This is a genomic window from Streptomyces sp. NPDC024698 (assembly GCF_055559015.1).
This window is the reverse complement of record NZ_JBVHLK010000003.1, coordinates 24270-43723: the sequence shown is the minus strand read 5'-3', so window position 1 is coordinate 43723 and position 19454 is coordinate 24270. Positions and strand designations below refer to the sequence as shown.

At 73.0% G+C, this 19454-nt stretch carries 17 protein-coding genes; 12 read left to right on the top strand and 5 right to left on the bottom strand.

The annotated features are described in order from the left end of the window. The first annotated feature begins 34 nt into the window (after window positions 1-34). On the top strand, window positions 35-1480 hold the full coding sequence (locus tag ACZ4AA_RS07990) for an MFS transporter (protein WP_467597253.1): 1446 nt from the start codon (window positions 35-37) through the stop codon (window positions 1478-1480). A 119-nt stretch (window positions 1481-1599) separates the two neighbouring features. Next, on the top strand, window positions 1600-2112 hold the full coding sequence (locus ACZ4AA_RS07985) for a TetR/AcrR family transcriptional regulator (protein ID WP_467598885.1): 513 nt from the start codon (window positions 1600-1602) through the stop codon (window positions 2110-2112). Between the two features lie 33 nt (window positions 2113-2145). On the opposite strand, the gene ACZ4AA_RS07980 is transcribed toward ACZ4AA_RS07985, so the two are convergent. Next, entirely contained in the window at window positions 2146-2772 is a 627-nt protein-coding gene (locus ACZ4AA_RS07980; protein WP_467597250.1) for an alpha-ketoglutarate-dependent dioxygenase AlkB, read from the bottom strand. A gap of 58 nt (window positions 2773-2830) precedes the next feature. Continuing rightward, window positions 2831-3538, bottom strand: a complete 708-nt coding sequence (locus ACZ4AA_RS07975; protein WP_467597247.1) for an SDR family oxidoreductase — start codon at window positions 3536-3538, stop codon at window positions 2831-2833. Between the two features lie 102 nt (window positions 3539-3640). Between ACZ4AA_RS07975 and ACZ4AA_RS07970 the strand changes: the two genes are divergently transcribed. The 4 genes from ACZ4AA_RS07970 (at window position 3641) to ACZ4AA_RS07955 (ending at window position 9025) form a co-directional block, all read left to right on the top strand. Then, window positions 3641-4480 carry a helix-turn-helix transcriptional regulator gene (locus tag ACZ4AA_RS07970; protein WP_467597243.1) on the top strand — a complete coding sequence of 280 codons (840 nt, stop codon included), beginning with the start codon at window positions 3641-3643 and terminating at the stop codon, window positions 4478-4480. Between the two features lie 426 nt (window positions 4481-4906). Continuing rightward, a complete protein-coding gene (locus tag ACZ4AA_RS07965; protein ID WP_467597240.1) occupies window positions 4907-5959 on the top strand; it encodes a tetratricopeptide repeat protein in 1053 nt (350 codons plus the stop codon). Next, window positions 5959-7053 carry a polyprenyl synthetase family protein gene (locus ACZ4AA_RS07960; RefSeq protein ID WP_467597237.1) on the top strand — a complete coding sequence of 365 codons (1095 nt, stop codon included), beginning with the start codon at window positions 5959-5961 and terminating at the stop codon, window positions 7051-7053. The genes ACZ4AA_RS07965 and ACZ4AA_RS07960 overlap by 1 nt, the downstream gene beginning before the upstream one ends. A gap of 181 nt (window positions 7054-7234) precedes the next feature. Next, a complete protein-coding gene (locus tag ACZ4AA_RS07955; protein WP_467597234.1) occupies window positions 7235-9025 on the top strand; it encodes a M4 family metallopeptidase in 1791 nt (596 codons plus the stop codon). Window positions 9026-9092: 67 nt separating this feature from the next. On the opposite strand, the gene ACZ4AA_RS07950 is transcribed toward ACZ4AA_RS07955, so the two are convergent. Further along, window positions 9093-9770 carry an AIM24 family protein gene (locus ACZ4AA_RS07950; protein ID WP_467597230.1) on the bottom strand — a complete coding sequence of 226 codons (678 nt, stop codon included), beginning with the start codon at window positions 9768-9770 and terminating at the stop codon, window positions 9093-9095. Window positions 9771-9895: 125 nt separating this feature from the next. Then, window positions 9896-10459 (bottom strand): NAD(P)H-dependent oxidoreductase, encoded by a 564-nt coding sequence (locus ACZ4AA_RS07945; RefSeq protein WP_467597227.1) that lies wholly within the window; start codon window positions 10457-10459, stop codon window positions 9896-9898. 125 nt (window positions 10460-10584) lie between these two features. On the opposite strand from ACZ4AA_RS07945, the gene ACZ4AA_RS07940 reads away from it, so the two are divergent. From ACZ4AA_RS07940 to ACZ4AA_RS07915, 6 genes are all read left to right on the top strand, one after another. Then, complete coding sequence (locus ACZ4AA_RS07940; RefSeq protein ID WP_467597224.1) at window positions 10585-11247, top strand: TetR/AcrR family transcriptional regulator; 663 nt, start codon at window positions 10585-10587, stop codon at window positions 11245-11247. A gap of 100 nt (window positions 11248-11347) precedes the next feature. Beyond that, entirely contained in the window at window positions 11348-12475 is a 1128-nt protein-coding gene (locus ACZ4AA_RS07935; protein WP_467597221.1) for a sulfite oxidase, read from the top strand. A gap of 110 nt (window positions 12476-12585) precedes the next feature. Beyond that, a complete protein-coding gene (locus tag ACZ4AA_RS07930; protein ID WP_467597217.1) occupies window positions 12586-13272 on the top strand; it encodes a FadR/GntR family transcriptional regulator in 687 nt (228 codons plus the stop codon). Continuing rightward, complete coding sequence (locus ACZ4AA_RS07925) at window positions 13269-14651, top strand: hypothetical protein (protein ID WP_467597213.1); 1383 nt, start codon at window positions 13269-13271, stop codon at window positions 14649-14651. The genes ACZ4AA_RS07930 and ACZ4AA_RS07925 overlap by 4 nt, the downstream gene beginning before the upstream one ends. Beyond that, on the top strand, window positions 14648-16492 hold the full coding sequence (locus ACZ4AA_RS07920; RefSeq protein ID WP_467597210.1) for a GMC family oxidoreductase: 1845 nt from the start codon (window positions 14648-14650) through the stop codon (window positions 16490-16492). The genes ACZ4AA_RS07925 and ACZ4AA_RS07920 overlap by 4 nt, the downstream gene beginning before the upstream one ends. A gap of 132 nt (window positions 16493-16624) precedes the next feature. Beyond that, window positions 16625-17254 carry a hypothetical protein gene (locus ACZ4AA_RS07915; RefSeq protein ID WP_467597207.1) on the top strand — a complete coding sequence of 210 codons (630 nt, stop codon included), beginning with the start codon at window positions 16625-16627 and terminating at the stop codon, window positions 17252-17254. Window positions 17255-17320: 66 nt separating this feature from the next. Here ACZ4AA_RS07915 and ACZ4AA_RS07910 read toward each other — a convergent pair whose 3' ends face one another. Further along, window positions 17321-19150, bottom strand: coding sequence for a coagulation factor 5/8 type domain-containing protein (locus tag ACZ4AA_RS07910; RefSeq protein WP_467597204.1), 1830 nt, complete (start codon window positions 19148-19150; stop codon window positions 17321-17323). Window positions 19151-19454 lie beyond the last annotated feature (304 nt).

Below are 19454 nucleotides of genomic sequence, written 5' to 3'. Positions count from 1 at the left end.
TCACCCTTTTTTCACGTCTACTTCTGGAGTGCCGATGGCGGCCCTGCGCGAGCGGCTCGCGATCCCTGTCCTGGCGTTCGGCGGGATCCTCATGGCCGTCATGCAGACGGTGGTCGTCCCGCTGCTGCCCGATCTGCCCCGGCTGACGGGCGCCTCGGCGGGAGCGGTCTCCTGGATGGTGACGGCGACCCTCCTCGCCGGAGCGGTGCTCACCCCCGTCCTGGGCCGCGCCGGAGACATGTACGGCAAGCGGCGCGTGCTGCTCATGGCCCTCGGGATGATGACGGTCGGCTCGCTGATGTGCGCGCTCACCTCCCAGATCGGCGTCCTGATCGTGGCACGGGCGCTTCAGGGCGCGGCCGCCGCCGTGGTCCCGCTCTCGATCAGCATCCTGCGCGACGAGCTGCCGCCGGAGCGCACGGGTTCCGCCGTCGCGCTGATGAGCTCCACCGTGGGCATCGGCGCCGCCCTCGGCCTCCCGCTCGCCGCGCTGGTGGTGCAGTACGCCAACTGGCACGTCATGTTCTGGGCGACGACCGCGCTCGGCGTCTTCGGCACGGCACTGGCCTGGTGGGCGGTGCGCGAGTCGCCCGTACGCGAGCCCGGCCGCTTCGACACCCTGGGCGCGCTGGGGCTGGCCGCCGGGCTCGTGTGCCTGCTGCTCGCCGTGTCCCAGGGCGGCACCTGGGGCTGGACCAACCCGCGGATCCTCGCCTTGTTCGCCGCCTGCGCGGCGATCCTCGCCCTGTGGTGGCGCCAGCAGCTGCGCGCCGAACGCCCCCTCGTCGACCTGAAGCTCGCCGCCCGCCCGCGCGTCGCCCTGCCCCACATCGCCGCGCTGTTGACCGGCTTCGCCTTCTACGGCAACTCGCTGGTCACCGCGCAGCTCGTGCAGGCGCCCAAGGCCACCGGCTACGGACTCGGCCTGTCCATCGTCGCCACCGGTCTGTGCCTGCTGCCAGGCGGGGTGACGATGCTGCTGCTCTCGCCCGTCTCGGCGCGCATATCCGCGGCCCGCGGTGCCCGCGTCACCCTGGCCCTCGGCACGGCGATCATCGCCTCCGGGTACGTCCTGCGGATCGCCGACAGCCGCGACCTGTGGGCGATCATCCTCGGCGCCACGGTCTGCTCGATCGGCACGACCTTCGCCTACTCCGCGCTGCCCACCCTGATCCTGCGCGCCGTGCCCGCCGGGCAGACCGCCTCGGCCAACGGTGTGAACGTCCTGATGCGCACGATCGGGCAGGCCGTGTGCAGCGCCGCCGTGGCCGCCGTGCTCGTGCACCACACGAGCCTCGTCGCGGGCGCGCCGGTGCCGACCCTGCACGGCTATCTGCTGGCCTTCGTCATGGCGGGTACCGTCGCACTGGTGGCCTGTGCCGCCGCACTGTCGATTCCCACCGACCCCGCCTCCCGCGAGACCCCGCGCACCGGCCGCCCCACCGGCGCGGCCCGCGACGGGGCCCTCGAAGGAGCTTGAGCACCGTGACCACCCCGCACTCCGGTCTCAGGGCGTCCCCGGCCGCCGGCGCTCCGCCGCACCAGGACCCGGAGGCCGCGCCCACCCCCCGTCGCGACGCCGAGGCGAGCAAGGCGGCGATCCTGCGGGCGGCCCGGTATCTGCTGGCCCGGCACGCGCACGCGGACATCACGCTCAAGGCGGTCGCCGACCGGGCCGGGGTGAGCCCGCCGCTGATCCTGAAGTACTTCGGCAACAAGGACGCGCTGTTCGCCCGCGTGATGTCCTTCGAGTCCGACGCGGACGCCCTGCTGGACGCGCCGCTGGAGGAGCTCGGCCGGCACATGGTCCGCCACCTTCTCGAAGGCCAGACCCAGCGCGGCGCCGATCCCGTCCTGAGGATCGTCTTCGCCCCGCTCCAGGGGGAGCAGGGCGAGATCCTGCGGGCCAACTTCCGCGCCCAGGTCAGCGACCGTCTCGCCGGGCGGCTGAGCGGGCGGGACGCGGGCCTGCGCGCCGAACTCGCCGTGAGCACGCTGCTCGGCCTCGGCGTGATGTACGGGATCGCGCGGGGCTCGCATCTGCGCGCCACCTCCGTCGACGCCATCGTCGACCGGTACGCGCCCGCCGTGCAGGCCCAGCTCGCCCAGTGAGGCGACCGGGCCCGGCTGGAGCGGTCGCGCGGGTCAGTTGACCCCGTCCGGGCGGAACTGGACGCTGATCCGGGGTCCCGAGGCCCGCGCCGTCTTGGGGATCGCGTGCTCCCAGGTGCGCTGGCAGGAGCCGCCCATGACGATGAGGTCGCCGTGGCCCAGCGGACGCCGGACGGTGTCCCCGCCGGCGCGCGGCCGCAGCAGGAGATCACGTGGGGCACCCACCGACACGATGGCGACCATCGTGTTCTCGCGGGCGCCCCGGCCGATCCTGTCCCCGTGCCAGGCCACGCTGTCGCGGCCGTCCCGGTAGCAGCAGAGCCCGGCCGTGGTGAACGCCTCGCCCAGCTCCTCCGCGTAGTGCGCCGACAACGCGTCCCTGGCCTCGTCGAGGACCGGGTGCGGCAGCGGATCGCCCGCGCGGAAGTACGCGAGCAGCCGGGGCACGTCCACCACGTGCTCGTACATCTGACGTCGTTCGGCCCGCCACGGGACCTCGGCGGCGAGACGGGCGAAGAGCTCGTCGGCCCCGCTCACCCAGCCCGGCAGCAGGTCGATCCAGGCCCCGTCGCCCAGCCCCGTGCGGCGGAGCCCGTCGAGGGGGCCCAGGCGGAGTTCATCGGTCTGGTCGAAGAGGGAGCCCTGGAGATGCATGGCCATGAGACCAGCGTACTCCTGGAATCGAATGCATGTTCCCTTAGGTCGGCGGACGCCGTGGTCACCAGGGCACGGGGCCCGTCGCGTCGAAGAAGCCACCGGTCGGCCCGTCCGGCCCGATGAGCGCCATCCGTACGATGATCTCGGCGCCCTCCTGAACGGTCTGCGTGCCGGTGTTCCCGTTCAGGTCGGTGGCGGTGTAGCCCGGCTCGACGGCGTTGATCCGGATGCCGGGGAACGCCTTCGCGTACTGCACGGTGATCATGTTGACGCCGGCCTTGGACGCCGGATAGGCGAGGCCCGGGTAGAAGTGGGTCGGGCTCTCGGGATCGCCGATCCGGGCGAGCGAGGCGAGGCCGCTGCTGAGATTCACCACGACCGGGGCCGCGGACCGCTGGAGCAGGGGCAGGAAGGCGTGGGTGACGCGGACGACGCCGAAGACGTTCGTCTCGAACAGCTCGCGCATCATCCCGGCGGTCACCTCGGCCGGGCCGGTCACGCTGTTCCCCTCGCCGCGCCCCTCGACGCCGGCGTTGTTGACCAGGACGTCCAGGCCGCCCTCCGCCTCGACGGTCCTCGCCGCGGCGGCGACCGACGCGTCGTCGGTGACGTCGATGACGAGGGGTCGCGCCCCGAGCCGCTCCGCGGCGCGCCGGCCGCGCTCCGGGTCGCGGCTGCCCACGTGGACGGTGTGGCCCGCCGCGACGAGCCGGCGGGCCGTCTCGAAGCCGAGGCCCTTGTTCGCTCCGGTGATGAGTGTGGTGGTCATGCGTCCAGCCTCCGGCGGTCCGCCGCTCACAGCCAGGCGTCCGGTCTTCCTGGGACCGGTGGTACCAGGCGGGTCGGGCCGCGTGGGTGCACAGTGGGTGGCATGGCGAACACGGAGTTCGGGCGGACGGTGCGACGCTGGCGTGACCGGGTCACGCCGGAAGCCGTCGGGCTGCCCGGCGGGGGCACCCGGCGCGCGGCCGGGCTGCGTCGCGAGGAGCTGGCGCTGCTCGCCGGCATCTCGGTCGACTACGTCACCCGCCTCGAACAGGGCCGGGCCGCCCATCCCTCGGAGCAGGTCGTCGAGGCGCTGGGCCGGGCGCTGCGGCTGTCCGGAGCCGAACGCGAGCACCTCTTCCAGGTGGCGGGACTGGTGCCGCCGGGCCGGGGCATGGTGCCGGCCCACATCACACCGGGTGTCCACCGGCTGCTCGACCGGCTGGGCGAGACTCCGGTGGCGGTGTACGACGCGGCCTGGACCCTGCTGCTGGCCAACCCGCTGTACGCGGCCCTGCTGGGCGACCCCTCGGGGTGGCGGGGCAACGAGCGCAACGGGGTGTGGCGCAACTTCGTCGGCCCCGGCGGCCGGGTGCGCCACACCCCCCGGGAGCGGCGTGCCTTCGAGGCGACGCTCGTCGCCGACCTGCGCGCGACCGCGAGCAGGTACCCGACGGACCGGCGACTCGGGCAGCTCATCGAGGAGTTGTGCGCGAACAGCATCCGGTTCGCGGAGCTGTGGGAGTCCGGATCCGTCGCCCGCCACGAGGCGTCGCGCAAGATCATCGACCATCCCCAGGTCGGCGCCGTGACGCTGGACTGCGATGTGCTCAGCGTCGCGGGCGGTGACCTGCGGATCATGGTCTACACGGCCGAGCCCGGCACGGAGGACGCCGAACGCGTCGCCCTCCTCGGCGTCCTGGGAACGCAGGCCCTGGTGGAGTGAGACCGCCCCGGCACCTGGCCACAAGCTCCGGTGTCCGTACGGCACTTGGCGGATCACGTGGGTGGCTTCGGCCGCGATCACCGGGTTCGTCCGTGATGCGACGCCGTCCTGCCTTCGGTGGGAGAGGCTCCGCTTCCGTCGTCCTGAGTCCGGTTTGCGTCGCCGCGCAACGTGTTTGAGGCGCGCAGGCAACCTCCCGTACCCGAACGCCGTCTTGATCGGCAACGGGCGCGTGGCACGCGGTCCTCCATGGAGCATCCCCTCGGGGATGGCGATCGGGCGCACTATACCCCTTGGGTATACATGCCGCGTATACGCCGAGTGCATAGCTGATCGCCGCATGTCACCGCCTTTCAGGAGTCGACTACAGCGTCACCATCGGCCCGTCCCTCGCACGGGCGGGCGGTGGCCGACGGAAAGGCACTCATGTACGGCAAAGCCTTCGCCCCGGAATATCAGGGCGCCTTGACCACCCTGTCGGTGAACTCCTCGCTGACGGACGTCCTCGCGGCGGGTACGGAGCAACTGCGGGCGGCCGAACGCACCGGCGCCCGCGCCGAGGCCGCCCGCTCCGGCCTCGCGGTCGCCGAGGCGCACCGCCGCCTGGGGCAGGTGGCGGACGCCGACCGGGCCTGGAAGGCGAGTTACCGCACCGCCCGGGAGGCCGGCGACGGCGCCGCCATGGCCTGGGCGCTGTGGAGCGGCGGCACCCTGGCCCGCCAGCGCGGAGCGTTCCCGCTGGCGTGGCGGCTGCTGCGGCTGGCCGCCGAACTCGGCGAGCTGGCGGGGGACGTCGTGGTGCGCGGCTACTCCCTGGCCGGCATGGCCGAGACCGGCCGCATCCAGGGCGACTACGCGGCCGTGACGGCGCTGCACGAGCAGTTGCTGGCCGAGGCCCGCCGCCGCGGCGAGGCCCGGCACACCGTGTGGGCGCTGGAGGGCATCGCCCAGATCCACCGCAACACCGGTGCGTACGACACCGCTTACGCGATGTTCGAGGAGGCGGCCGGGATAGCCGCCGGTGCCGAGGACCGCCGCGGCCACGCCTGGGCGCTGCGCGGACTCGCGGACATCGTCTCCGTGCGCGACGGCGACACGGACCGGGCGCTGGAACTGCTGGGCGAGGCCGAGGTCTCCTGCCGCGCGATGAAGCTGTCCGGCGCGCTCGCCTACAACCACAAGATGCGCGGCAACGTCCTCTACCGCGCCGGGCGTTACGAGCAGGCCCGCGAGGTGTACGCGGGTGCCCTCGCCGAGTTCGAGACGATGAGCGAGCCGCGCGGCACGGCCCTTTCCCGCCTCGGGCTGGTCAAGTCCCTCGCCCGCCTCGGTCGTGACAGCGCCGAAACCGCCGCCGACCTGGACGAGCTGGCCCTGGCGCTGGACGGCATCGGGCTCAGGCACGCCCACCGGATGGTCGAACGAGCCCGCGCGGAGCTCGGGTTGACGCCCGAGGCCGGCGAGGCGGAGGCCGCGTGATGACCTCGACGGCCCTCGGCGCCTCGCCCGTTCCGCCCGTTCAGCGCGTCCCCTCGGCACCGGCCGCCCCGGACTCCCCGCACGACGCCGCCCAGGTCCTGCGCCGCTGCCGCGAACTCGTGGCCCCCGCCCTGTCGGAGGCGATCGGCACGCTGCACCCGTGGCTCGCCGAGATGGCCCGCTACGCGCTCGGCCACTGCGAGGTCGGCGGCGCACCCGTCGACCACGGCCAGGGCAAGGGCGTACGACAGGCCCTGGCCGTCCTCGGGGCGGAGATCGTCTCGGGTCCGGCCCGGGCGGGAGTGCCGGCCGCCGTCGCGGTGGAACTCGTGCACGTCTTCTCGCTGCTCCACGACGACATCATGGACGGTGACACGCTCCGCCGCGGGCGCCCGGCCGTGTGGAAGGCCTACGGCACGGGACCCGCCGTGCTCGCGGGCGACGCGCTGTTCGCGCTGGCCGTCGAGACCGTCGCCGTCACTCCCCAAGCCGCTCCCGCCGTAAGGCAGTTGACGACCGCCCTCGGCGATCTGGTCCGCGGCCAGGCCGACGACCTGCTGTTCGCCGAACGGCCCTGGACCGGGGCCGACGCGGTCGCTGCCGCGGAGTACGAGGCGATGGCCGAGCGCAAGACCGGAGCGCTGCTCGGCTGCGCCCTGGCACTGGGCGCCCGGCTTGCCGGAGCGCCGGACCACGCGGTGACCGTCCTGGACCGCGCGGGACGCCATCTCGGGGTCGCCTTCCAGATCGCCGACGACGTGCTGGGCATCTGGGGCGATCCGTCGGTCACCGGCAAGCCGGTCCACAGCGACCTGCGGCAGGGCAAGAAGACCCTGCCGGTGCTCGCCGCGCTCGGCGGAGCCGGGTACGGCGAACTGGACGAACTCCTGGCGCTCTCCCACTCCTTGGACGAAGCGGGTGTCCGCCGTGCGACGGCCCTCATCGAGCGGGCCGGGGGCCGCGCCGCCGCCGTGCGCGAGGCGCGCCGCCATCTGGCCGCGGCGGACACGCTCCTGGCGGGGCTGCCCCTCGCCCCGGGGCCCGCGGCGGAACTCCACACTACGCTGTCCGCCCTCGCCGACCGCACCGTCTGACACCTCCGGGCGCGGGGAGGTGCGACATCGGTCACATGTGCGGGTCGAGCGGACCCGCCAGGCAACCGCCTCGTTCCCCCGTACATCTGTCCGGTCGGGACCCGACAGCCCCCGTGGTGCGCAACAGCATCGCGCCGCAAGGCGGTTGGTGACCCCGGCCGCCCCTGTGCAAAGGAACTCAGTGCGTAGACCCCACATACGCCGTGTGGCGATAGCCGTCGCGGTGACGACGGCCGCCACGATCCCCGGTACCGCCTTCGCGTCCGCGCCCGAGGGACCCGCCCGCGTGGCGGCCCAGGCCGCCTCGCCGGTGGCCGCGGCCAGGGCGGCGGCGTTCGCGCACGCCTCGGCCACCGGTGTCATCGCCGGGGACACCCTGCGGGCCAAGGACGTCATGACGGACCCGGACGGAAAGCAGCACGTCCGTTTCGTCCGCACCCATCAGGGCCTTCCGGTCCTCGGCGGCGACCTGGTCGTCCACCTGGGCAGGCGGGGCGAGTACCTGGGTGTGACCCGGGCCGCCGACCACGTGGTGAAGCCGTCCACCGTCGAGGCGCGGGTGACGCCCGAGCAGGCCGAGCGGAAGGCCGAGGCCGCGGCGAAGGGCGACGCGGACACCGCCCAGCTCGTCGTCGACGCCCGTGCGGGAGACGCCGCCCTCGCCTACCAGGTGGTCGTGACGGACAGCGACACCACCGAGGCCGGGCAGTCGAGCACGGTCGTCGTGGACGCCCGTGACGGCCGGATCCGCAGCAACACCCCGAACAGCGACGAGTTCATATCGCCGTCCCTGGCCGCGGCGCTGCGCGAGCGCGGCGAGAGCGCGACCCCGCAGACCGGTACGGCCCCCGGTGCCGCCGCCCTGTCCGGTCTCACCGGCGCCGCCGCGGCCCACTACCCGGCCACCGCCACCGGCAGCGGCTCCTCCCTCTTCGCCGGCAAGGTGGCGCTGACCACCACCCGGACGGCGCGGACCACGTACCTGCTCAAGGACCCGACCCGGTGGAACACCGAGACCCGGGACGCCAAGGGCCAGGAACTGGAGTCCTTCGCCCGGGGCAAGGCGTTCACCGACGGTGACAACAGGTGGGGCACCGGCACCACTTCGGCCCGCACCACCGCCGCGGTCGACGCCCAGTACGGCATCACCCAGACCCTGGACTTCTACAAGAAGGCCTTCGGCCGCAAGGGCATCAAGAACAACAGCGCCGGCGCCAAGGGAATGGTCCACTTCGGCAGCAAGGTCGGCAACGCGTTCTGGGACTCGACGTGCGGCTGCATGCTGTACGGCGACGGGGACGGCGATCTGTTCAAGAAGCCGCTGGTCGTCCTCGACGTCACCGGCCACGAGCTGACCCACGGGGTCGTCGACGCGACCGCCGCCCTCGAACCCACCCGCGTGGACGCCGACGGCAACCAGTACGGCGAGCCCGGTGCCCTCAACGAGTCGCTGGCGGACATCTTCGGCTCGAACGTCGAGTTCTCGGCGAACAACCCGAAGAACCCGCCGAACTACCTCGTGGGGGAGAAGCTGGGCCTCGCCCAGAAGTTCCTGCGCCGCCTCGACCACCCGTCCCTCGACCGGCTCGAGCAGACGATCGACTACTGGTCGCCCGCCGCGTACGACACCGAGGTGCACGCCGGCTCCGGTGTCTCCTCGCACGCGTTCTACCTGCTCGCCGAGGGCAGCGGCCGCAAGACCGTCAAGGGCGTGACGTACGACTCGCCGACGTACGACGGTTCCCGGGTCACCGGCATCGGCCGCACCAAGGCCACCGCCGTCTTCTACCGGGCGCTCACCCGCTACATGGTCTCCACGACCGACTTCCACGACGCCCGGACGGCCACGCTCAAGGCCGCCAGCGACATGTACGGCGCGAACAGCGCCGAGTACAAGGCGGTGGACGCGGCCTGGGCCGCCGTCAACGTCACGGTCGCCGACACCCCGGCCCCGCCGGCCGCCGGTCGCTGACGGACCGGTCCGACGCACGACACGCAGGGGCCCCGCCGGACGGCGGGGCCCCCGCTGCGCTCCCGGATCAGTGCTGCTGCGTCTTCTGCGGCGTCGCCTCGCTGGGGCGTACGACGACGCAGCCCTCGCCCTCCAGCTTCAGCTGCACCGCCTCGCCCGAACCCCCTCGGATCATCGAGCCGATCGACTGCGAGCGGTGCAGCGAGGTGCGCAGCTGCGCCGTCCAGCCGACGACCGCGTCGGTGTCGACGAACACCGGCTGCTGGGAGGTGACGGGAATGACGAGCGGGTTGCCCTCGCATATCAGGCCCAGGCTGCCGTGGCCGGTGAAGACGCTGTTGAACAGGCCACCGCCGGTGATGCCCGCGCCCTTCACGGTCTTGATCTCGTACGAGAGGGAGGCGTCGAAGCACAGGACGTTGCGGCCGTTGACCGTGAACACGTCGCCGGGTTCGATGCCCACGATGAAACAGTTCTGCGCCTCGTGCGCGAACCAGGCCTCGCCCTGCCCGCGGACGGCCATCAGCGGAAGTCCCTCACCGGTGACCGCCCGCTTGAGCATCCCGCCGACGCCCTGGCCCTTGCGCTCGAACTGGAGACTGCCCCGGTAGGCGACCATCGCGCCCTGGCGCGCGAACATCTCGCCCTGGACTGCGTACTTGATGGACTTGGCGTTCTGGACGGTCATGCCCGCCGCGACGGCGGGCTGCACCATGTGGTCACTGGAAAAGAGATCGCTCTTCATGCGGGCATCCTGTCGCGGAGGACGAGGCTCCGCCAGGGCCGTGGCGATCTTGCGACGTACGGTGACCGAGTCACGACATGCGAAGGGCCGGCCCGGGTCAACCGGACCGGCCCAGGCCTGAGTTGTCAGGCGGCGGCGGGGGCCTCGACGTGGCCGTGCAGTCGGTTCAGGACCTCGGTGAGCTGCTCCGCGACCTCGGCGTCGTCGGCGGGGTGCGTCTCGGCGAAGCGGACCACGGAGCCGGGGACGGAGAGCTTGACGTCCTCCAGCACGGTGCCGCCGGCGATGCCCACGGCCTTGCGGGCCTCGTCCTGCGCCCACACGCCGCCGAACTGGCCGTAGGCGGTGCCGACCACGACGACCGGCTTGCCGGTGAAGGCGCCGGCGCCGTACGGGCGCGACAGCCAGTCGATGGCGTTCTTCAGGACGGCCGGGATGGTGCCGTTGTACTCGGGGGAGAAGAGCAGGAACGCGTCGGCCGAACCGGCCGCGGCGCGCAGCCGGGCGGCGGCGGCGGGGACGGTGCCCTCGACGTCGATGTCCTCGTTGTAGAAGGGAACCTCGGCCAGGCCCTCGAAGATCTCGACCTCGGCGCCCTCCGGAGCGAGCTTGACGGCCGCCTCGGCGAGCTGGCGGTTGTGGGAACCGGCGCGCAGGCTGCCGACGAGCGCGAGGATGCGTACGGACATGGATATCTCCTGGGGGATGGAAACGCTGAAACACTGCCGCAACAAAACGGACCGAAGTCCGCTTAAGGTCTACCACTGAAGCGGACCGCAGTCCAGTTGGCCCCGGATGCCGTTACGCTGGCTTCATGTCCCAGCCACTTCCGCCGTTCCCCCAGCGACCGGAACCGCCCGACGAGCCCGTCGTCATGCAGCTCAGCGCGCCCGAGGCCGCCCCGCTGCGCGCCGACGCGGCCCGTAACCGCGCCCGCCTGCTGGAGGCGGCGGCCCGGCTGGTCGAGGAGCAGGGCGTGGCCAGACTCACGATGGAAGGCGTCGCCTGCGCGGCGGCGGTGGGCAAGGGGACCGTCTTCCGGCGCTTCGGCGACCGCACCGGCCTGCTCATGGCCCTGCTCGACCACACCGAGCAGCGGTTCCAGACCGCCTTCATCAGCGGTCCGGCCCCGCTCGGCCCCGGCGCGCCACCGGTGGAGCGCCTGCACGCCTTCGGATGCCACGCCCTGCGCCAGACCTCCGAGCGGCTCGACCTGTACCTCGCCGCCGAACCCGAGGTCACCCGCCGCTTCACCTCGGCGCCGTACCGGGTCCGCTTCATGCACGTGTGCATGCTGCTGCGCCAGGCGGGCCCGGGACCGGACGCGGACGTCGAGCTCGTCGCCCAGACGCTGATGGGCTACCTGGACCCCGCGCTGATCGGCCATCTGACCCGCCAGCGCGGCATGCCGCCCGAGCGTCTGGAGGCCGGCTGGCGCGACCTGGTGAACCGAAGCGTCGGCCGCCGCCCGGACTAGGGCCCCTCTGCCGGACAGGTCCCAGGCGCCCCGCCCCCCCGGCGGGCGGACACCGGACAGGTCCCAGGCGCCCCGCCCCCGGCGGGCGGACAATGGATGCATGGGGCAACGCCTCGACGACATGAGCGCACCCGCCCGGCTGGCCCGCCCGGACGAGGGCATCAGCGGCCAGGAACTGGCTCTCGCCGCCCGGAACCACGGACTGCCGCTGGAGGCCCTGCGGTACGAGGTCACACCGCCGGGGCTGCACTATGTGCTGACCCACTACGACATCCCGTACGCGGAGGAGTCCGACTGGCGGCTCGCCCTCGGCGGGCGGGTGCGGTGCCCGCTGCTCCTCGGAGTCGACGAGCTGAAGGCTGCTCCCGCCGTCAGGCAGCGGGTGACCATGGAGTGCGCCGGCAACGGCCGCGCGCTGCTGACACCCCGGCCGGTGAGCCAGCCCTGGCTGGTGGAGGCGGTGGGCACGGCCGAGTGGACCGGCGTGCCGCTGCGGGTGCTGCTCGCCGAGGCCGGGGTCGAACCGGACGCGGTGGACGTGGTGTTCACCGGAGCCGATCACGGCGTGGAGCGCGGGGTGGAACAGGACTACCAGCGCGCGCTTCCGCTCGACGTGGCGCGCGGCGACGAGCCCGAGGTCCTGGTGGCCTACGCGATGAACGGCGCCCCGCTGCCACCGCAGCACGGGCATCCGCTGCGGCTCGTGGTGCCGGGCTGGTACGGCATGGCGCAGGTCAAGTGGCTCCGCGAGATCACGGTGACGGCCGCGCCGTTCCGGGGATTCCAGCAGGCGGTGGCGTATCGGCTCCGGCAGGAAGCCGCGGAGGAGGGCGAGCCGGTCACCCGTATCGCCCCGCGCGCCCTGCTCGCCCCGCCGGGCTTCCCCGACTTCATGTCCAGGGAGCGGGCGGTCCACCCGGGCGCCGTCACCCTGACCGGACGGGCCTGGTCGGGGTGTGCGCCCGTGACCGCGGTCGAGGTCAGCACGGACGACGGACGCACCTGGCACCCGGCCCGGCTCGACCCGCCAGGCACCCACCGCTGGGCCTGGCGCGCCTGGCACTTCACCTGGGCGGCGTCCCCCGGCCGACATGTCCTGAGCGCACGCGCCACAGACGCCGACGGCCACACTCAGCCGCTCGAACAGCCGTGGAACCGCGGCGGCTTCGTGAACAACCTCGTCCAACGGGTCCCCGTGCTCTGCCTGGACGCCGACGGCGAACGATGAGCCCGGCGGCGGCGCGCGGCAACCAGGCGTGCGGCAGGAGGGGTTGACCCCGACGGCCCGTCACTGGTTCAGTGGCTCATCCACTCAGCCACTTGCCCGGAGGGGGAAACGTGGAGGCTCTGCCCCGCGAGACCATCGTGGACGTCCTGGAGGACCGGCTGCGCACCGACATCCTCGACGGCCGTCATCCGGCGGGGAGTTACCTTCCCCCGGAACGACGGCTCGCCGACGGCTACGGCGTCACCCGCACCACGCTCAAGCACGCCTTCGGGCGGCTCGTGCAGGCCGGTCTGCTGGAGACCCGGCACGGAGTGGGCACCCGGGTGCGCGACTACGCCCGTCTCGGCGGAGCGGACCTCCTGCCCATGCTCGTGCGGCACGACGCCGCCTGGGTGCACGAGGTGTTCGAAGTACGGCGCGGAGTCGGCGCGTTGATCGCCGAGCGGGCGGCCGAGCGAGGCACCCGCGCACAGCGGGCCGAGCTGAGCGCGCTGCTCGCGGCCGTGGCGGGGGCCGAGGGCGCCGACGCGGTCCAGCTGGCCGATGTCGAGGTGCACCGCGCCCTGGCCCGCGCCACGGGCAACCGCGTCTACGTCCTGCTCACGAACACCCTCTTCAACGCCTACCTGCCGGTCCGCTCCCTGCTGAAGGGGCCCTTCACCGACCCGGAGACCGCCCACCGCAGGCTCGCCCCGGTCGTCGAGGCCGTCACAGCCAGGGACACCCGGCGCGCCCGGGAGGCTGCCGGCACCTATCTCCGGGACACCGAACGCATCATGCTGGAGGGACTCGCGTGAGGGGCACGGTGTTCACGGAGACGATGATCGGAACCGTCCGCCTCGACGGAGAACCGGGGGAGCGGCACGTCCGGCTCGATCTGCGCGCCGCCGCCGACCGGGTCCTGCTCCCGCACCGGACCACCCGGGCCCGCCTCACCGGCCGCGTGCGGATCGCCGGACACGCCGACGACCCGTCCGCCGAGGGCGAGTTGGAGGTGTCACCGATCGCCCGGCGGCGCATCCGCTACCGCCTGACCTTCACCGCCGAAGGACGCCGCCTCACCCTGGACGGCTGGAAGTCGGTGACCCCGCGCCACCCCCTCGCCTCCATGACCACCCTTCCGTTCACCGTGTACGAGGACGGGGCGCGGGTGGGCCAGGGCGTCCTGCGCTTCCCCCTGGCCACCGGCCTGCTGCCCTTCCTGCTCGGCTTCCGCTTCCCGCGCCACGAGGACCCCGCGCGACACGCGGCACCGCGATGGAACGGCGCCCCGGGCCGCACCGAGGTCTGGTACACCACCCTCACCGACCCGGCGACCGGCACCGGGGTCTGGCTGCACCACGAACTCGTCGCACCCGCCGACGGATCCGAACCGTTCGCCCATGGCTGGGCCGCCGCGTTCCCCCGCGAGGGCGAGGTACGGCACGCCCGCTTCGGACCCGTCCCCTGGACCCGGCCGGCCGACGGATTCACCACCGAGGACATCACCCACGCGGGCGGCCGACTCACCGGCAGCGCGGGCGACTTCCACTGGAAGCTCCTCGAACAGCCCCAGGGGCCACCCCTGTTCACCTTCCCCCGCTGGTCCTGGCGCCGCCCCGTGCTCCCCGCCGCCCAGATGCTCCCCGCCGCCCGCGCCACCTACGAGGGAGAACTCTCCTACGAGGGATCGACCTTGACCCTGCGCGCCGCACCCGGGGCGTCCGCCCGCATCTACGGACACGGCAACGCCCGACGCTGGACCTGGCTGCACGCCGACCTCGGCGAAGGAGACGTCCTGGAGATCGTCGCCGCCGTGTCCACCCGGCCCGCGCTGCGCCGCCTCCCCCCGCTCGTCTTCCTGCGCCTACGCCGCGACGGCCGCACGTGGCCACGCAGGCCCGAGCGCTCTGCCATCGGCCGGCCGGTACTCGGACGCTTCCGTGCCGCCTTCGGCCTGCCCACATGGACGGTCACCGGCCGGACGGCGCTGCGCCGCATCCGCGTCGAGGTCGACCTGCCCCCCGAGCGGACCCTCACCCTGGAATACCGAGACCCGGACGGCGCCCGCGCGGTGTGCCACAACAGCGAGTCCGCCGACGCCCGGGTCGTCCTGGAACGCTGGTGGGGCCGCTGGCGCCCGGAAGCCTCCTGGACCCTGGACGGCACCGCACACGCCGAGGCGGGCGGACGATGACCGCCGACGGGCTCGTCGCCGCACTCCTCGCCGACGACGGCGCCGACGCCTGGCCCGCCCGGGTCCCGCACCGCCTCGATTCCGTGCTCGCCGCACTGCCCCTCCCCGCACGCGCCGGGGTGCGCACCGCCGTGGCCGCCCTGGAGACGTACGCCCTGGCGCGCACCGGAAGACGCCTGGCGGCCCTTCGCCCCGACGAACGCGAGACCGTGCTCCGCTCGCTGGCCCCGCGGCCCCGGCTCGCCCCGCTCCTGGACCTCCTGAAGGTTCCCGTCCTGCTGGCCGCCGGCACCGAACGGACCTGGGCCGCGCCCGCCGCCGTACCCGCCCCGGCGGATCCGCCCCTCGACTGCACTCCCGCCGAGGAGTGGCCGGGCCGTACCACCGCCGACGCGGTCGTCATCGGCTCCGGCGCGGGCGGCGCCATGGCCGCACGCACCCTCGCCCGCGCCGGACTCAGCGTCGTCGTCCTGGAGGAGGGCCGGCACCACCCGACGGCCTCCTTCGGCCGCCGGGCACCCCTGGACCGCTTCACCGAGCTCTACCGCGACGGCGGCGCCACCGTGGCCCTCGGCAGACCACCGGTCCTGCTGCCGACCGGCCGTGCCGTCGGCGGCACCACCGTGGTCAACTCCGGCACCTGCTACCGCACACCGGACCACGTCCTGGCACGCTGGCGCGACACGTTCGGCTTCGTTCTCGCGGACCGCTTCGCACCCCTCCTCGACGAGGTCGAGCGCACCCTGCGCGTCGCACGCCAGCCCCTCGACGTCCTCGGCGACAACGGGCTGCTCACCCTCACCGGCGCCGGACGGCTCGGCTGGCGGGCCGCCCCGCTGCGCCGCAACGCCCCCGGCTGCAAGGGCTCGTGCCAGTGCGTCGTCGGCTGCCCCACCGGAGCCAAGCAGAGCGTCCAGCTGTCCGTCCTGCCCGACGCCTGCGCCGCCGGTGCCAGGATCGTCACCGGCGCCCGGGTCCACCGCATCCTCCTCGACCACGACGTGCCGGGCCCGCCCCGCGCCGCCGGAATCCGGGCGCGCCGCCCCGACGCCGGCGAACTGGAGATCCTCAGCCCCCTCGTCGTGGTGGCGGCCGGCACCCTCCAGACCCCGCCCCTGCTGCGCCGCTCCGGCCTCGGCGGACACCCCCGACTGGGCCGCAACCTCAGCGTGCACCCGGCCACCAGCGTCGCCGGACGCTTCACCGAACCGGTGACGGCCTGGCGGGGCGTGCTCCAGAGCGTCGGCGTCGAGGAACTCCACGACCGGGGGATCCTGGTCGAGGCGACGGCGAGCCCGCCCGGCATGAGCAGCTTCGTCCTGCCCGGCCTCGGCCGGGAACTGCGGCGCGAACTGGAGGCGTCGGACCATCTGGCCACCCTCGGCGCCATGATCGCCGACCGTCCCTCGGGCCAGGTCGGCGGCCGGAACCGCACGCTCGTCCGCTACGACCTCGACCCGCGCGACGGCGACCGCCTGTTGACCGCCGTACGCGCCATGGGCCGTCTGCTGTTCGCCGCCGGGGCGACGGAGGTCCTCACCGGAATCCCCCGCGCGCCCCGCGCCCGCTCCCTCGACGCGCTCGACGACCTGCTCACCTCGACAGGCTCCCGCGATCTGCACGTGTCGGCGTTCCACCCGACCGGCACGGTGGCCGCCGGAGCCGATCCGCAGCGGGCACCCGCCGACCCCGAGGGCAGGCTCCGCGGAGTCCACGGGGTCCTGGTCGCGGACGGGTCGGTCCTGCCGGGCTGCCCGGAGGTCAATCCGCAGCTGAGCGTCATGGCGGCGGCCCTGGCGGTCACGGACGCGTGGCTGGAGGGAGCGGGACACGGGGGCTGACCCGGCGCCCGCCACCCCAATGGGCCCCCGTGGTTCGCCGTGGCCGGACGCGGCACGGAGCATGAGGGAGTCCGTACGGCAGGAAAAGAGGACGAGCCCCCGTGCCCCCGTACGGCAGGAAGAGGCAAGCCCATGAGCAGACGTGTTCCCCACGGCCGGAGCGGATCTGGGCGTGTCGCTGTCCTGCTGGCCGCGATCGCGTGCGGCTCCGCCCTCGTCTCGTGCAGCTCGGACAACGGCGGCGGCAGCTCCACGGCCTCCGTCACCCCGCGGCCCACGCCGCCGAACGCGTCGAACTTCACCGGGACACCGCCGTCCGCGATCGCCTCGGCGGCCTCCTCCATCATCGGGTCGGCGAGCGCACGGGCGTCCTCGGCCGCCGCCTCGGTCTCGGCCAGGGCCTCGGAGTTCGCCGCCTCGGTCTCCGCCGACACCGCCCGCGCCTCCGCCACCGCCGAGAAGCAGCTGAAGAACGTCCAGGGCAGCGGCAACGCGACGTCCGAGGTCAAGATGACCGGCCTGCCGACCGCGGAGACCGGAGGGCTGCGGGCCGTGCTCGTCACCATCACCAACAACAGCGGCAAGACGGCCTCGTACGCCGTCCAGGTCGACTTCAAGAACCCGGACGGCAAGGTCGTGGAGACGGCGTACGTCGGAAAGGAGAACCTCGCGTCCGGCAAGAAGGCGCAGCCCGTCGTGATCAGCAGACAGCCCGCGCAGCCCCAGCTCACGCCGGTACTCGCCAAGGCCCAGCGCTACTGAAACACGGCGCACCCGCGTGAGCGGGCTTCCGGGAGAGCTCTCGCGGAAGCCCGCTCACGGGACGCGTCAGGGATACGAGACCACGGTCGACGGCACGGTGGAGGTGCCCGATGTCGGCGCCCCCGTGTCGTTGACGACGTGTTCGTACTGCCCGTTGCCGCCGAGCGAGATCACCAGCAGACCGTGGAACTTCACGCCTGGCCGGTTCGGCGCCGAGAATCCGTGGTGCTGGACGATCGTGGGGTCGACGTTGTAGTAGCAGTAGCTGCCCAGACCCCAGCCCTCGTGGGCGGTGACCGCATCGCCGACCTTGTAGGCCGCGAACCCCTTGACGCTCCCGTTCTGGATCGCGGCCTGGTTCGGAGCGTCGTAGGCCTTCTCGTTCTGGAAGAAGATGGTGCGGCCCCGCTCGCCGTACCACTGCACGTCGTACTTGTTGAAGTGCTCGACGAACAGCCCGGTGGCCAGGACGTCGGCGCCGTTGACGCGGATGCCGTAGTCGGCCCGGTTGGTCTCCCAGCCGACGCCGGTGCCGTGGTCGGCCCGCCACACCCAGGTGTGGTCGATGATCGTGTGGCGGCTGTTGACGACCATGCTGGTCGTGGCCTTCCCCGCGCCGGCCCCGCCGATCCGCACGAACACGTCCTGCACGGTGGTCGGGTTGGCCGAGTGGTCGGCGGAGGCGCCCGCCGGGCCGACCTCCAGCAGGCTGCTGGAGTTGACGGGCCCGGCGTCGATCAGGAACCCGGCGAGCCGGACTCCGTCGACGTCGGCGGTCCGCAGCGCGGTGACGCCGTTGTCGGGGATCAGCGTCGCGTAGCCGAGGCCGAGGACGACGGTGCCCGCGCGGTTGACCTGGATGGGCTGGTCCAGGTGGTAGATCCCCGGCGTCAGCAGCAGGTGGAGCCCCTGGGCGAGCGCCGCGTTCAGGGTCGCGGCGGTGACACCGGGCTTGGCCACATAGAACTGGCCGAGCGGCAGCGACGTACCGCGCGGAGTGCCGTTGCCCCAGGTCGTGCCGCGCGCGTTGACGCGCTTCTCCGGCAGGAACACCCGGTATTCGCTGCCGCTCAGATACAGGAACGGCTTCTCGCGCGAGACCGGTGTGGTGTCGAGCGTGGTGTACGGCGGGTTCGGGAAGGACTGCGCCGGCGCGCCCTGGACGCCTGAGAACACCATGTTCCAGACGGCGTTGACCCAGCCGCCCACGGAACTGTCGCGGGTGTACCACTGCTGCTGCGAGTACGGTCCGACGGACCCGTCGATCCGGCTGTCGGCGATGTAGCCGCCGCTGGCCCAGCCGTAGCCGTCGGGTGCGAGGTTGAGACCGCCCTTGACGTGCATACGACGGAACGGAGCGGCCTGCGCGACCGCCCACCGGTTGGTGCCGCTCACCGGGCTGAGGGCGAGGTTCTCCGCCGAACGCCAGAAGTTCTGGGTGGCGTTGCCGTTGAACCAGCCCGCGTCGACCGTGACGTCGCCGTTGATCGTCGTGTCGTCCGGCGACAGGCCGAGGCCGGCGATCGAGGTGTAGAAGCCCAGTTGGGCGTTGAGCCCGCTGTAGATGCCGGGCTTGAACAGGAACGCGTAGCGGCCCGTGCCGAACTGGGCCGACTCCTGCTGCCGGAAGATCTGGTCGAGTTTCGCCTGGATTCCCGGCGTCGAGGGACTGAACACGATGACGTTCGGGCCCAGATCACCGCCGCCGGGAAGGGCCGACGTCTTCCGGGAGGACCGCACGGCCGGGGCGGCCGGCTCCGCGGGGGAGGCGAACGCCGGTGAGGACACGGCGAGCAGTCCGGGCGCGGCCGCGCCGGCCGCCATCGCTCCGAGAACGGTGCGCCGCGCGACGGTGGAACGATCGGAGTCCTGGGCGTCTGTGGGGGTTTGAGGCATGGGGGGCGACTCTCCTGGTTCAGAAAGTGAACGGTTGGAGGTACGGGGGAGCGCTCTCTCGCCGATGCATGCTTCAGTGAGGTGAACGACACGTCAAGAGTTGTGACCGGAGTACCTCGGGTCCTCGTGCGGGAAGAGGTCAAGTAGGCGCTGATTTATGGCGACTTAGCAGGTGATGCGCCTGCGTGTGGAGCGGACGGGACTCCGGAGTTGTGTTCAAGAGGTGAGCGCGGAACGGCTCCTTGATTGTTCGTCAGTTCCCTTGACACCCGCGCGCAGCCGCCACAACACTCCTCGACGGGAG

What these genes read in the sequence shown, in the direction of transcription:
- ACZ4AA_RS07990 (WP_467597253.1), top strand. Translation starts at nt 35, where the DNA reads ATGGCGGCCCTGCGCGAGCGGCTCGCGATCCCTGTCCTGGCGTTCGGC.
- ACZ4AA_RS07980 (WP_467597250.1), bottom strand. Translation starts at nt 2,772, where the DNA reads ATGGCCATGCATCTCCAGGGCTCCCTCTTCGACCAGACCGATGAACTC.
- ACZ4AA_RS07975 (WP_467597247.1), bottom strand. Translation starts at nt 3,538, where the DNA reads ATGACCACCACACTCATCACCGGAGCGAACAAGGGCCTCGGCTTCGAG.
- ACZ4AA_RS07970 (WP_467597243.1), top strand. Translation starts at nt 3,641, where the DNA reads ATGGCGAACACGGAGTTCGGGCGGACGGTGCGACGCTGGCGTGACCGG.
- ACZ4AA_RS07965 (WP_467597240.1), top strand. Translation starts at nt 4,907, where the DNA reads ATGTACGGCAAAGCCTTCGCCCCGGAATATCAGGGCGCCTTGACCACC.
- ACZ4AA_RS07960 (WP_467597237.1), top strand. Translation starts at nt 5,959, where the DNA reads ATGACCTCGACGGCCCTCGGCGCCTCGCCCGTTCCGCCCGTTCAGCGC.
- ACZ4AA_RS07950 (WP_467597230.1), bottom strand. Translation starts at nt 9,770, where the DNA reads ATGAAGAGCGATCTCTTTTCCAGTGACCACATGGTGCAGCCCGCCGTC.
- ACZ4AA_RS07945 (WP_467597227.1), bottom strand. Translation starts at nt 10,459, where the DNA reads ATGTCCGTACGCATCCTCGCGCTCGTCGGCAGCCTGCGCGCCGGTTCC.
- ACZ4AA_RS07940 (WP_467597224.1), top strand. Translation starts at nt 10,585, where the DNA reads ATGTCCCAGCCACTTCCGCCGTTCCCCCAGCGACCGGAACCGCCCGAC.
- ACZ4AA_RS07935 (WP_467597221.1), top strand. Translation starts at nt 11,348, where the DNA reads ATGGGGCAACGCCTCGACGACATGAGCGCACCCGCCCGGCTGGCCCGC.
- ACZ4AA_RS07920 (WP_467597210.1), top strand. Translation starts at nt 14,648, where the DNA reads ATGACCGCCGACGGGCTCGTCGCCGCACTCCTCGCCGACGACGGCGCC.
- ACZ4AA_RS07915 (WP_467597207.1), top strand. Translation starts at nt 16,625, where the DNA reads ATGAGCAGACGTGTTCCCCACGGCCGGAGCGGATCTGGGCGTGTCGCT.
- ACZ4AA_RS07910 (WP_467597204.1), bottom strand. Translation starts at nt 19,150, where the DNA reads ATGCCTCAAACCCCCACAGACGCCCAGGACTCCGATCGTTCCACCGTC.